The sequence below is a fragment of the Acidimicrobiales bacterium genome, from assembly GCA_016716005.1.
Classification (GTDB): Bacteria; Actinomycetota; Acidimicrobiia; order Acidimicrobiales; family JADJXE01; genus JADJXE01.
Window position 1 is genome coordinate 2,808,198 of the sequence record JADJXE010000001.1, and the last position, 12,199, is coordinate 2,820,396.

The 12,199-nt window shown below is 75.1% G+C and carries 12 protein-coding genes; 10 read left to right on the plus strand and 2 right to left on the minus strand.

Annotated features, from left to right (window positions below; translation table 11 throughout):
- Positions 1 to 36 precede the first annotated feature (36 nt).
- The 10 genes from IPM45_13815 to IPM45_13860 all read left to right on the plus strand — a co-directional run bounded on the left by IPM45_13815 (position 37) and on the right by IPM45_13860 (position 8,741).
- Positions 37 to 471 carry a pyridoxamine 5'-phosphate oxidase family protein gene (locus IPM45_13815; protein ID MBK9180611.1) on the plus strand — a complete coding sequence of 145 codons (435 nt, stop codon included), beginning with the start codon at positions 37 to 39 and terminating at the stop codon, positions 469 to 471.
- Between the two features lie 49 nt (positions 472 to 520).
- The gene (locus IPM45_13820; protein ID MBK9180612.1) at positions 521 to 1,219 is read left to right on the plus strand and encodes a dienelactone hydrolase family protein; all 699 of its coding nucleotides are present in this window, start codon (positions 521 to 523) and stop codon (positions 1,217 to 1,219) included.
- A 60-nt stretch (positions 1,220 to 1,279) separates the two neighbouring features.
- Complete coding sequence (locus IPM45_13825; GenBank protein ID MBK9180613.1) at positions 1,280 to 2,077, plus strand: HAD hydrolase-like protein; 798 nt, start codon at positions 1,280 to 1,282, stop codon at positions 2,075 to 2,077.
- An 11-nt stretch (positions 2,078 to 2,088) separates the two neighbouring features.
- Positions 2,089 to 3,135: a CoA ester lyase gene (locus IPM45_13830; GenBank protein ID MBK9180614.1), complete on the plus strand. Its 1,047-nt coding sequence runs from the start codon at positions 2,089 to 2,091 to the stop codon at positions 3,133 to 3,135.
- 41 nt (positions 3,136 to 3,176) lie between these two features.
- Positions 3,177 to 4,016, plus strand: a complete 840-nt coding sequence (locus IPM45_13835; protein ID MBK9180615.1) for a CoA ester lyase — start codon at positions 3,177 to 3,179, stop codon at positions 4,014 to 4,016.
- Between the two features lie 46 nt (positions 4,017 to 4,062).
- Positions 4,063 to 5,172 carry an FAD-dependent oxidoreductase gene (locus IPM45_13840; protein ID MBK9180616.1) on the plus strand — a complete coding sequence of 370 codons (1,110 nt, stop codon included), beginning with the start codon at positions 4,063 to 4,065 and terminating at the stop codon, positions 5,170 to 5,172.
- Positions 5,173 to 5,245: 73 nt separating this feature from the next.
- Positions 5,246 to 6,316, plus strand: coding sequence for a Gfo/Idh/MocA family oxidoreductase (locus tag IPM45_13845; protein MBK9180617.1), 1,071 nt, complete (start codon positions 5,246 to 5,248; stop codon positions 6,314 to 6,316).
- A gap of 50 nt (positions 6,317 to 6,366) precedes the next feature.
- Positions 6,367 to 7,242: an aldo/keto reductase gene (locus IPM45_13850; GenBank protein MBK9180618.1), complete on the plus strand. Its 876-nt coding sequence runs from the start codon at positions 6,367 to 6,369 to the stop codon at positions 7,240 to 7,242.
- A 41-nt stretch (positions 7,243 to 7,283) separates the two neighbouring features.
- Positions 7,284 to 8,354 (plus strand): LLM class flavin-dependent oxidoreductase, encoded by a 1,071-nt coding sequence (locus IPM45_13855; protein ID MBK9180619.1) that lies wholly within the window; start codon positions 7,284 to 7,286, stop codon positions 8,352 to 8,354.
- Between the two features lie 114 nt (positions 8,355 to 8,468).
- Complete coding sequence (locus tag IPM45_13860) at positions 8,469 to 8,741, plus strand: hypothetical protein (GenBank protein ID MBK9180620.1); 273 nt, start codon at positions 8,469 to 8,471, stop codon at positions 8,739 to 8,741.
- A gap of 4 nt (positions 8,742 to 8,745) precedes the next feature.
- Here the strand turns inward: IPM45_13860 and IPM45_13865 are convergent, their stop codons facing one another.
- Both IPM45_13865 and IPM45_13870 read right to left on the minus strand, forming a co-directional pair.
- A complete protein-coding gene (locus tag IPM45_13865; GenBank protein MBK9180621.1) occupies positions 8,746 to 10,353 on the minus strand; it encodes an acyl-CoA/acyl-ACP dehydrogenase in 1,608 nt (535 codons plus the stop codon).
- A gap of 33 nt (positions 10,354 to 10,386) precedes the next feature.
- The gene (locus IPM45_13870; protein ID MBK9180622.1) at positions 10,387 to 12,123 is read right to left on the minus strand and encodes an EAL domain-containing protein; all 1,737 of its coding nucleotides are present in this window, start codon (positions 12,121 to 12,123) and stop codon (positions 10,387 to 10,389) included.
- Positions 12,124 to 12,199: the final 76 nt, after the last annotated feature.

The following is a 12,199-nucleotide window of genomic DNA, read 5'->3' on the forward strand; positions in this document are numbered from 1 at the left end:
GAGGTGGGAGCCGTGAGCCGACGTGACCAGATCAAGATGACCCCCGAGGAGATCGACGCGTTCCTCCACGGGCGCCACGTGATGAACGTGGCGACGCTCGGCGGCGACGGCCGCATCCATCTGGTGGCCATGTGGTACGGCTTCCTCCACGGCAAGCCGGCCTTCTGGACGTACGGCAAGTCGCAGAAGGTCGTGAACCTCCGCCGTGACGCCCACGTCACCTGCCTGCTCGAGGACGGCGTGGAGTACGCCGAGCTCCGCGGCGTCGAGCTGGTGGGCACGGCACGGGTGCTCGATCGGTTCGACGACGTGCTGGCGGTCGGCACGAGCGTGGCCGAGCGCTACACCGGGCCGGTCACCGACGAGGTCCGCCCCTTCCTGGAGGCGCAGGCCCGCAAGCGGGTGGCGGTGGTGATCGACGTGGAGAAGGTCGTGAGCTGGGACCACGCCAAGCTCCGCGGCACGTACTGACCGGCTGACGGCTGGAGCCCGCCGGCCCGGCGTGGCTATCGTCACTTCCGTGGGCGAGATCGTGACCTTCCCGAGCAACGGCGGCACCTGCACCGGCTACCTGGCCGTCCCGGCGGGCGGGAGGCCGGCCCCGGGGGTCGTGGTGATCCAGGAGTGGTGGGGCCTCGTTCCCCACATCACCGACGTGTGCGACCGGCTCGCGGCCGAGGGGTTCGTGGCCCTGGCGCCCGACCTCTACCGGGGCGAGACCACCACCGAGCCCGACGAGGCCGCCAAGCTGATGATGGCCCTGAACATGGAGCAGGCCGCCAAGGACCTGGGTGGCGCGGTCGACCGCCTGAAGGCGCACGGCGACGTCGACTCGTCCGGCGGCGTGGGCGTGATCGGCTTCTGCATGGGCGGCGGTCTGGCCCTGGTGCTGGCCGCGCACCGCTCCCACGACGTCACCGCGGTGGTGCCGTTCTACGGGGTCATCCCCTGGCCGGGAGTCAAGCCCGACTGGTCGCGGCTCGCGGGTCGGGTGGCCGTGCTCGGCCACTACGCGGAGAAGGACGCCTTCGCCCCGCCCGACGTGGTGGAGGCCCTCGAGGGCGAGCTGAAGGTGCACGGCAGGCGGGTCGATCTGCTCATCTACCCCGGCCAGGACCACGCCTTCTTCAACGACACCCGCCCCGACGTGTACAGCCCCGAGGCGTCGGCCCAGGCCTGGGCCCGCACCATCGACTTCCTGCGGTCCGAGCTGGCCTAGCCGCCGGTCGCACCGGTCGCCGGGTGGCGGCCGGGGGCGCGCCTCCCTACCCTGACTGCCGTGCCGGCCGCCCCTCGTGCTCGACCGGGCGCACCGCCGGTGGAGGCCGTGGTCCTCGACGTCGGCGGCGTGCTGGTGGTCCCCCACCACGAGCACCTCGCTCCGGCCCTGGTCCCGTACGGTGCCACCACCGAGCCGGCGGCCTACGAGCGGGCCCACTACGCGGGCATGCACGCGGTCGACGTCGAGGGCGACGCCCGACCCCGTCCCGGCGACTGGACGGCGTACCAGCTGGCCTACGCGTCGGCGGTGGGCGTGGCCGAGGATCACCTGGCCGAGGCCGTCGGCCACCTCGACCGGGCCCTCGACGGGCAGGCGCACCTGGTGTGGTCGAAGGTGCTCGACGGTGCCGCGCCCGGCCTGGCCGCGCTGGCCGCCACCGGCCTGCCGCTGGCCGTCGTGAGCAACAGCGACGGTTCGGTGGAGACCCTCCTCGCCGTCGCCGGGCTGTGCCAGGTCGGGCCCGGCCCCGGCGTGGCGGTCGCCGCCATCGTCGACTCCGAGGTCGTGGGCGTGGCCAAGCCCGACCCCCGGATCTTCTCGTTCGCCCTCGACCCCCTGGGCGTCGCGCCCGAGCGGGCCCTCTACGTGGGCGACTCGGCGCTGTTCGACGTGGGAGGGGCCCGCGCCGCCGGCTTGCAGCCGCTGCACCTCGATCCCTACGGCCTCTGCCGGGCGACCGACCACCCCCACGCCCGCTCGCTCACCGAGATCGCCGGCCGCCTCGGCCGCTCGGGCGAGCCCGCGCCGTCCGCGCCCGACGCCGCCGTCTGGCGTGGCCCTGCCTCCGGTCCGTAGCGTCGAGGGTGATGCGGAACCCCAAGGACTTCTTCCGGCCCCTCGCCGTGGGCGCCCCGACCCCATTGCGCGAGGCCCCCTTCACGCCGTCCCGGATGATCCACTTCTTCGACCCGGGCAACGAGAAGATGGTGGCCAAGCTCCCCGACCTGGCCCCGCAGGTCGACGTGCTGCTCGGCAACCTCGAGGATGCCATCGCGTCCGATCGCAAGGAGGCGGCCCGGGCCGGCCTGGTGCACGTGGGGCGCACCCTCGACCTCGGCGACACCCAGCTGTGGACCCGGGTGAACAGCCTCGACTCGCCCTGGGTGCTCGACGACCTGATCACCCTGGTCACCGAGATCGGCGACGCCCTCGACGTGATCATGGTCCCCAAGGTCGAGGGCGCGGAGGACATCCACTACGTGGATCGCCTGCTGGCCCAGCTCGAGGCCCGCGCCGGGCTCGCCGAGCCGCTCCAGGTGCACGCCATCCTCGAGACGGCGCGGGGCGTGGCCAACGTCGAGGAGATCTGCGCGGCCTCGCCGCGCATGCAGGGCCTGTCGCTGGGCCCGGCCGACCTGGCCGCCGACCGTCGGATGAAGACCACCCGGGTGGGCGGCGGGCACCCCGACTACCTCGTGCGCGAGGACCCGGGCGACGACGAGTCGGCCCCCCGCGCCGTCTTCCAGCAGGACCTGTGGCACTACACGCTGGCCCGCATGGTCGACGCCTGCCGGTCCAACGGGATCTTCCCGTACTACGGCCCCTTCGGCGACATCAAGGACGTCGTCGCCTGCGAGGACCAGTTCCGCAACGCGTTCCTGCTGGGGTGCGTCGGGGCGTGGAGCCTCCACCCGGTGCAGATCGAGATCGCCAAGCGGGTGTTCAGCCCCCCGGTGGCCGAGGTGGCGTGGGCCAAGCGGGTGATCGACGCCATGGGCGACGGCACCGGCGCGGTGATGATCGACGGGAAGATGCAGGACGACGCGACCGTGAAGCAGTGCCGGTCGGTGGTGGAGCTGGCCGAGCTGCTGGCGGCGCGCGACCCCGAGCTGAAGGAGGCCTACGGGCTGTGAGCACCGACACCGCGATCCGTCCCCGCCGCTCGGTGCTGTACATGCCGGGCGCCAACACCAGGGCCCTGGAGAAGGCCAAGGGGCTGGCGGCCGACGCCCTCATCCTCGACCTCGAGGACGCGGTGGCCCCCGATGCCAAGCCCGAGGCGCGCGCCAACGTGGTCGCCGCCGTCACGGGGGGCGGCTACGGCCGGCGTGAGCTGGCGATCCGCGTCAACGCCCTCGGCACGCCGTGGGGCGCCGACGACGTGCGGGCCGCGGCCGGAGCCGGGCCCGACGCGGTGCTGGTGCCCAAGGTGGAGAGCGCCGACGGCGTGCACGAGGCGCTGCGTGCCCTCGACGCCGCCGGCGCCCCTGCCGGCACCAGCCTGTGGGTGATGCTCGAGACGCCCCTGGCCGTCCTGCGGGCCGCCGAGATCGCCGGCGCCAGCGAGCGGCTGACGGTGCTGGTGATGGGCACGAACGACCTGAGCAAGGAGCTCCGCTGTGCCATCCAGCCGGGACGCGAGCCCATGCTCTACGCCCTCGGCGCCTGCGTGGCCGCGGCGCGCTCGGCCGGCAAGGTGATCCTCGACGGGGTCTACAACGCCATCGACGACCCGGACGGGTTCGCGGCCGAGTGCCGCCAGGGGGTGGCCTTCGGGTTCGACGGCAAGACCCTGATCCACCCCAGCCAGCTCGAGCCGTGCAACGCCGCGTGGGCGCCCAGCGAGGCCGACGTGGCCCAGGCCCGCCGGATCATCCAGGCCTTCGAGCAGGCCCGGGCCGAGGGCCGGGGCGTGGTCACGGTCGACGGCCGCATGATCGAGAACCTCCACGTCGACAACGCCCGGCGGGCCCTGGCCATGGCCGAGGCCATCGCCGCCCTCGAGGAGGGCTGAGCCCGAGCCGGGCCCCGGGCCGGGCCGCACCGGTAGGGTCGGCCCGGTGGAGCAGGTCGACGTGGTGGTGGTGGGGGCCGGCGCGATGGGGTCGGCCGCGGCCTGGTGGCTGGCCCGCCGGGGCCGGTCGGTCGCGCTGCTCGAGCGCTTCGAGCCCGGCCACGGTCGGGGGTCGAGCCACGGGTCGACCCGCCTCTTCCGGCTCGCCTACGACGATCCGCTCTACGTGCGGCTGGCCCAGGAGGCCCTGCCGCTGTGGCGCGAGCTCGAGGACGAGGCCGGCCGGCCCCTGCTCGACGTCACCGGCTCCACCGACCACGGCGACCCGGTGGCGGTGGCCGCGGTGGCCGACGCCCTGGCCGCGTGCGGTGCGCCGTTCGAGCGCCTCACCCCCGGCGAGGCGGCCGAGCGCTGGACCGGGATGCGCTTCGACGGCGAGGTCGTGCACCAGCCCGAGGGCGGGCGTTGCCGCGCCGCCGACACCGTGGCCGCCCTCCGGGCCCTCGCCGCGGGCCTGGGGGCCGACGTGCGGAGCTCGGTCGGTGCGGCCACGGTCGAGCCCGGCGTCGACGGCGTCGTGGTGCGCGCCGGCGACGACGGCGACCACCCCGGCGAGTCGTGGCGGGCACCGGTGGCGGTGGTGGCCGTGGGCTCGTGGGCCGAGCCCGTCCTGGGGCCGGCGCTCAAGCGGCTCGGGCCGTCGCTGCCCGACCTGGTCGTCACCCGCGAGCAGTGGCAGCACGCCCGCCCCCTCGACCCCGGCGCGGCCTGGCCCAGCTACATCCACCACCTGGCGCCCGAGGTGTACGGCCTGGCCGGGCCCGAGGGCGTGAAGCTGGCCTCGCACCACGCCGGCAGCCGCACCACGGGCGACGGGCGCTCGTTCGCGCCCGACCCGGCCGTGCTGGCCTGGGCCCGGTCGTACGCCGAGCGCTGGCTGCCCGGTTGCGACCCCGAGCCCGTCCACCCGGCCACCTGCCTCTACACCAGCACGCCCGGCAAGGACTTCGTGATCGACCGGGTCGGCCCGATCGTGGTCGGTTCGCCGTGCTCGGGCCACGGCTTCAAGTTCACCCCGGTGATCGGGCGGATGCTGGCCGACCTGGCCGACGGGACCGCCGACCGGGCCCACGACCCCCGCTGGGCCCTCGCCTGACGGGCGTGCGGCCGCGGTCCCGATCGGGGACCAGGGCCCGCCGGCCTGGCAGGCTGGGCGGGTGGCCGGCGAGGTGCGGTACGGGATCATCGGGACCGGGATGATGGGCATCGAGCACGTGGCCAGCCTGCGGGCCCTCGACGGAGCCAGGGTGGTGGCGCTGGCCGACCCGCACGAGCCCTCGCTGGGCGCCGCGGTGGCCGCGCTGGGCGAGGACGCCGCCGGCGTGCACGTCTACGGCGACCACCGCGAGCTGCTCGACTCGGGCGGCTGCGATGCCGTGGTGATCGCGTCGCCGAACATGACCCACGCCGACGTGCTGGTCGACGTGCTCGCCACCGACGTGCACGTGCTGGTGGAGAAGCCGCTGTGCACCACGGTCGAGGACTGCCGGCGGGTGGCCGCCGCGGCCGAGGGGCGCCGGGCCCTCGTCGCCGTGGGCCTCGAGTACCGGTTCATGCCCTCGACGGCGCGGTTCGTGGCCGAGGTGCGGGGCGGCACGGTCGGCCGGCTGCGCATGCTCGCCATCCGGGAGCACCGCTTCCCGTTCCTGGTGAAGGTCGGCGACTGGAACCGCTTCAACCGCAACACCGGGGGCACGCTGGTCGAGAAGTGCTGCCACTTCTTCGACCTCATGCGGCTGGTGGCCGGCAGCGACCCGGTGAGGCTGCTGGCCTCCGGCGGGCAGAGCGTCAACCACCTCGACGAGGTGTACGGCGGCGAGGTGCCCGACATCCTCGACAACGCCTACGTCATCGTCGACTTCGCCGACGGGGTGCGCGCCCTGCTCGACCTGTGCATGTTCGCCGAGGCCACCCATCACTCCGAGGAGCTGGTCGCGGTGGGCGACCGGGGCAAGGTCGAGGCCCTGCTGCCCCAGGGCACGGTGCGGGTCGGTCGTCGGGGCGAGCACTGGATCGGCGGCGTCGAGCACGATCGGGTGGCCGACGACCGGGTTCGCTACGAGGGGTTCCATCACGGCGCCTGCTACCTCGAGCACGCCGACCTGCTGGAGGCGATCCGCGCCGGCCGCCGCCCGGCGGTCGGTCTCGACGACGGGCTCTGGTCGGTGGCCATGGGCGTGGCCGCGCACCGTTCGATCGACGAGGGTCGGGTGGTCACCATGGACGAGGTGCTGGGGTGACGGCCGGCGGGGGTCTGGTCGACGCCGGCCCCCGGTCGCTGGCGCCAGGGCTGCTCCCCGTGGGGCCGCTCGGGTTCGGGTGCTGGCGCCTCACCACGCCCTCCACCGCCGAGGCGCGGGTGCTGGTCGAGGCGGCGCTCGACGCCGGGCTCACCCTCGTCGACACCGCCGACGTGTACGGGCTCGACTGGGGCGGCCGCGGCCTCGGCAGCGTCGAGGAGCGCCTCGGGGCGGTGCTGGTCGAGGCGCCGTCGCTGCGGGAGCGCATGGTGCTCGCGACCAAGGGTGGGATCGTGCCGGGCGTGCCGTACGACTCGAGCCCCGCCCACCTGCGAGCGGCGTGCGAGGCGTCGCTGCGGCGCCTCGGCGTGGAGGCCGTCGACCTCTGGATGATCCACCGGCCCGATCCCTTCACCCACCCGGCCGCGGTCGCCGAGACCCTGGTGGCGCTGCGCGACGAGGGCAAGATCCTCGCCGCCGGCGTGTCGAACTGCACCGTCGCCCACCTGGACGCCCTCCAGGCCCACCTGCCGTTCCCGCTGGCCACCAACCAGGTAGAGCTGTCTGCCGCGCACCTCGACCCGCTCGTCGACGGGACCCTCGACCGGTGCCTGCGCGACGGCACGGTGCCCACGGCCTGGAGCCCGCTCGCCGGCGGCCGGCTGGCCACCGGCGCCGGGCCCGGCGACGGCGCGGTCCGGACCGAGCTGCTGGCCGTACTCGACCGCCTGGCCCGGCGCGAGGGCGTCGACCGCACCGCGGTGGCGCTGGCGTTCGTGCTCTCCCACCCGTCCCGACCCGTGGCCCTGGTGGGCACCCAGCGGCCCGACCGGATCCGGGCGGCCACGGCCGCCCTCCGCGTCCGGTTGACCCGCGCCGACGTGTACGCCGTGATCGAGGCGTCGACCGGCGAGCCGCTGCCGTGACCGCCGGGTCCGGCGAGGGGCCGGGGGTGCGCCCGGTGGAGGTGGCCTGGTTCGCGGCGCTGTGCGACGACGACCACGAGTTCCTGGGGGTCGCCGACCCGTACCTGCGCAGCTCGTGGGAGCACTGCCGGAACCTGGCGCTGCTCGCCGAGCGCCACGGGTTCGACAGCCTGCTGCTCCCGTCGGGCTACGCCATGGGCATCGACAACGTGGCGTTCGCGGCCGGCATCGCCCCGCTCACCCGGCGGATCGGCCTGCTGCTGGCGGTGCGCGTGGGCGAGCTGGTGTTGCCGCAGCTGGCCCGCCAGCTCGCCACCCTCGACCAGCTGGCCGAGGGGCGTCTGGCCGTGAACGTGATCTCCAGCGACGTGCCCGGCGAGCAGCTGCCGGCCGATGCCCGCTATCGGCGCACCCTCGAGGTGATGGCGGTGCTGCGCGACCTGCTCGACGGCCGGCCCGTCGACGTGCGCGGCGAGTTCGTGCGCCTCGCCGTCGACCCTCCCCGGGTGGCCGTGGACGGGCGGGGGTGCCCGCCGTACTACTTCGGTGGGCTCTCCCACGAGGCGCGCGAGTGCGCGGCGGCCGGGGCCGACGTGTACCTCACCTGGCCCGACACCGCCGACCGGGTCGCTGCCCTGATCGCCGACGTGCGGGCGCGGGCCGCCCGCAGGGGCCGCAGCCTGCGGTTCGGCTGGCGCTCCCACGTGATCGTGCGGGAGACCGAGGCCGAGGCCCAGGCGGCGGCGCGCCGGCTGCTCAGCCGCCTCGATCCCGACGAGGGTGCCCGCATCCGGGCCCGTTCCCTCGACAGCACCTCGGCCGGGGTGCGGCGGCAGGGTGAGCTGCGCGCCGGCGCGGACGACGAGGGCTACGTGGAGCGCCACCTCTGGACGGGGGTGGGCCGGGCCCGCAGCGGGGCCGGCGCGGCCATCGTGGGCGATCCCGACCAGGTGCTGGCCACCCTGGAGGGCCTCCGCGACCTCGGTGTCGACGCCTTCATCCTGTCGGGCTACCCGCACGCGGCCGAGTGCGATCTGGTCGCCCGCTACGTGCTCCCGCACCTGCCCCACGCGCCGCTGGCCGTCACGCCCCAGCCGGTCGCCCTCGCCTGACCCGGCTCCGTCGTCTTGTGCGCGGGCGGTGCGTGTGGGGCGTCGTGGGAGCGATGGGGACGTGGGGGTCGGCGTCTTGTGCGCGGGCGGTGCGTGTGGGGCGTCGTGGGCGCGATGGGGACGTGGGGGTCGGCGTCTTGTGCGCGGGCGGCCCGCTGGGACGGCGCGCTGCTGGCGGCGGTGTCCGCCGACGGGATGATCAACCCCCTCACGCCCTCCCAGCCGGCCGAGGCGGTCGCGGTGATGGGCGGGCACCGGCCCGTGGGCGCGGGCCCCTTCGCGGTGGCCGTGATCACTCCCGGCCCACCTGATGCGGCCGCGACCGCCGCGCTGGCCGAGGCCTGGGCGACCGGGATCCTGGTGGCCGGCGCCTGCGGCGGGGCCTGACGGCCTAGCTGGCCTGCTGGGCGTCGGCGACGAGCCGGCGGGCGATCACCTTGAGGCAGAGGGTCTCGTCGGCGCCCTCGAAGATCGACAGCACGCGGGCGTCGACGAAGAGCCGGCTGACGGGGTACTCCTCGGCGTAGCCGAACCCGCCGTGGATCTGCATGGCCTCGCGCGTCACCCACTCGGCGGCCTTGCACACGTACGCCTTCACCATCGACGCCTCGAGAGCACCCTCGCCCTTGGCCATCATCCGGGCCACCGCGTAGGAGAACTGGCGGCTGGCCTGGATGATCGCCGCCATCCGGCCCAGCTTGGCCTGGGTGAGCTGGTAGTCGGCGATGGGGTGGCCGAACACCACGCGGTCGAGGGCGTACTGGCGGGCCGACTCGTACGCGGCCTGCATCACACCTAGGGCGCGGGCCGCGGTCTGGAGCCGGCCGTTCTCGAAGCCCTCCATCTGCAGGTAGAAGCCCTTGCCCAGGCCGTCGCGGCCGCCCACCAGGCACGACTCGGGCACCCACCAGGCGTCGAGGGCGACCTCGTAGGAGTGCATGCCCCGGTACCCGATGGTGTCGATGGGGCGGCCCTCCATCTTGCCGCCGCCCTCCTGGGTGAACTCGAAGCCGTGGCCCTCGCCGCGGGGCTTCGGCACGACGAACAGCGACAGGCCGCGATGGCCCTTCGAGCGGTCGGGGTCGGTGCGGGCCAGCAGCATGAGCACGTCGGCGCGGGCGCCGAAGGTGCACCAGGTCTTCACCCCGTTGATGACCCACCCGGGCTCGCCACCGGGGCCGGCCTGCTCGGCGGCGGTGACCTTGATGCCGGCCACGTCGGAGCCGTAGTCGGGCTCGGTGACCGCGACCGCGGCCATCACCTCGGCCGTGGCCAGCTTGGGGAGCCACTGCTGCTTCTGCTCCTCGGTGCCGCCCTTCACCAGGGCCCGGGTGAGGATCTCGGGCCGGGTGATGAGCGAGCCACCGATGCCGAGGGACCCGCGTGAGAGCTCCTCGGTGGCCACGACCATGCCCAGGTAGTCGTGCTCGCCGCCGGCGGCGAAGCCGCCGTACTCCTCGGGCACGGACAGGCCGAAGCCGCCCATCTCGGCCAGGCCGGCGATGATGTCCTCGGGCACGTCGGCGTTGGCCCGGTGCACGTGCTCGGCGACCGGCTTGATCTTCTCGTCGGCGAAGCGGCGGAAGGTGTCCTGCACCATCTCGAAGTCGGGATCGAGGTGGCGGGGCCCCTCCACCTCGGCCAGGCCGGCGAGGAACGCGGGGCTGCGGTACGCGGCGAGGAACTCGCGAGCACCGTCGAGCGAGCCGGGCTCGACGCCCCAGTCGGCTTCGCGCCCGAAGACCTTGGCGCCCAGGTCGGCCACCGCGTCGGCGATGAAGGCGCAGGCCAGCCGCCGCTCGGCGTCACCCTTGGCGCCGTAGTCGAGCAGCGACCGGGCGGTCTCGACGGCGGCGGCCGCGTGGGCCAGGTCGTAGGCCACCACCTGGTTGGCGTCGAGGTCGCCCTGGGCGGCCAGGTGGCGGACGGCCCGCCCCACGACCCCGTGGGCGAGGTCGACGATCGTGGCGGCGGTGGCGAGATCGGGCGCAGCGGTCATGACGCCGAGGTTACCGACGGGTCACCCGGCCGGTCATCTCGGCGGGTCGGCGGCGGTCTCCGAGGTCCGGGGCCGCACTCCCGTCAGATCGAGGACGAGCGAGGCCGGCGGCCGGTACCCGGCCAGCCACCGGGGGAGTGCGGCGGCCTCCAGGGGCGGGCTCACGAGGAAGCCCTGGACGCGGTCGCAGCCCAGCTCGACCAGCCGGGCCAGGGTGGCCTCCTGCTCGACCCCCTCGGCGACCACCTCGAGATCCAGGTTGTGCCCCAGGTCGACGATGGTGCGCACGATCACCTCGTCGGGCGCGTGCTCGGCCATGCCGGCCACGAAGGACCGGTCGATCTTGATCTGGTCGAGCGGCAGCCGGCGCAGGTAGGCGAGCGACGACCAGCCCGTGCCGAAGTCGTCGACGCTGGTGCGCACGCCCACCCGGTCCAGCTCGACCAGCACCGCCAGCGCAGCCGCCGGGTCCTCCATGACCTCGCTCTCGGTGAGCTCGAGGACGAGCCGGTCCGCGGGCACGCGGTGTCGGGCCAGGAGCCGGCCGACGTGGCCCGGGAGCGCGGGGTCGTGGAGGTCGCGGACCGACACGTTGACCGCCACGCTCAGGTCGAGGCCCTGGCGCCGCCAGGCCGCGCACTGGCGGATGGCCTCGGCCAGCACCCACCGGGTGAGCGGGGCCAGCAGGCCGGTGACGGCGGCCAGGTCGAGGAACTCCGAGGGGGGGAGCAGCTGGTGCTCCGGGTGGCGCCAGCGCACCAGGCACTCCACCCCCGCGACCCGGCCGGAGCGCACCGCCAGCATGGGCTGGTGGTGGAGCTCGAGCTCCCCCTCGTCGAGGGCCCGGCGCAGGTCGGCGGCCAGCGCCAGGCGACGCCGGCTGTGGCGCTCGTGGTCGGGCTGGTACACGGCCTGGGCGGCCTCGGACCGCTTGGCCACGGCCAGAGCCACGTCGGCCCTGCGCAGCAGGCTGTCGGCGTCGTCGCCGTGGTCGGGCGCGAGGGCGATCCCGATGCTCACCCGCACCGGCAGGGCCAGGCCGTCGAGCACGACCGGCGACTGCAGGGCGCCCACCACGGCGCCGGCCACGGCTTCGGCCTCCTGGCGGCCCGAGCCGGGCAGCACGATGCCGAACTCGTCGCCCCCCACGCGGGCGACGGTTGCCGACTCGTCGATCGTGCCCGCCAGGCGCACCGCGACCTCGCGCAGCAGCTGGTCGCCGTGGTGGTGCCCGAGTGTCTCGTTCACCTGCTGGAACTGCTCGACGTCGGCCACGAGGAGGGCGACGGGGCGACTCGGCCGGGCCGCCACCAGGGCCTGATCGAGCCGATCGACCAGCAGCGCCCGGTTGGGGAGACCGGTGAGCGGATCGCGCACGGCCTGGCGCGCCAGCCGGGCCTCGGTCGCGAGGCGGGTGGTCTCGTCGTCGAGCACGACGGCCACCGTGTCGGCGTCGACCGGGACGGCGCGCAGGGTGAGGCGGGTCCCGCCGGCCGCTCCCGCGAGGGCCACCTCCTGCAGGTCCACGCAAGCCCCGACGGCGGCGGCGTGGGCCAGCAGGGCCTCGGCGCCCTGCTCGGCCAGCCCGGGGAACAGGGCGGTGAGCGGCCGCCCCACGAGGGTCGCGGCCCCCCGGTCGAGGACGCGCCCGGCCGCCGGGTTGGCGGCGGTCACCACGACCCGGGGTGGCCGACCCGGGGTGATCCCGAGCACCAGCACGCCTACGGGCAGGCTCTCCAGCACGGCGCCGGCGAGCGCGTCTGCGAGCACCGGACGAGTGTGGACCGGCGGGATCCGCCGGACGGGGATGGTCGCCCGGACCCGGGCGCGACCCACCTGGGGTGGA

What these genes read in the sequence shown, in the direction of transcription:
- IPM45_13815 (MBK9180611.1), top strand. Translation starts at nt 37, where the DNA reads ATGACCCCCGAGGAGATCGACGCGTTCCTCCACGGGCGCCACGTGATG.
- IPM45_13830 (MBK9180614.1), top strand. Translation starts at nt 2,089, where the DNA reads ATGCGGAACCCCAAGGACTTCTTCCGGCCCCTCGCCGTGGGCGCCCCG.
- IPM45_13835 (MBK9180615.1), top strand. Translation starts at nt 3,177, where the DNA reads ATGCCGGGCGCCAACACCAGGGCCCTGGAGAAGGCCAAGGGGCTGGCG.
- IPM45_13860 (MBK9180620.1), top strand. Translation starts at nt 8,469, where the DNA reads ATGGGGACGTGGGGGTCGGCGTCTTGTGCGCGGGCGGCCCGCTGGGAC.
- IPM45_13865 (MBK9180621.1), bottom strand. Translation starts at nt 10,353, where the DNA reads ATGACCGCTGCGCCCGATCTCGCCACCGCCGCCACGATCGTCGACCTC.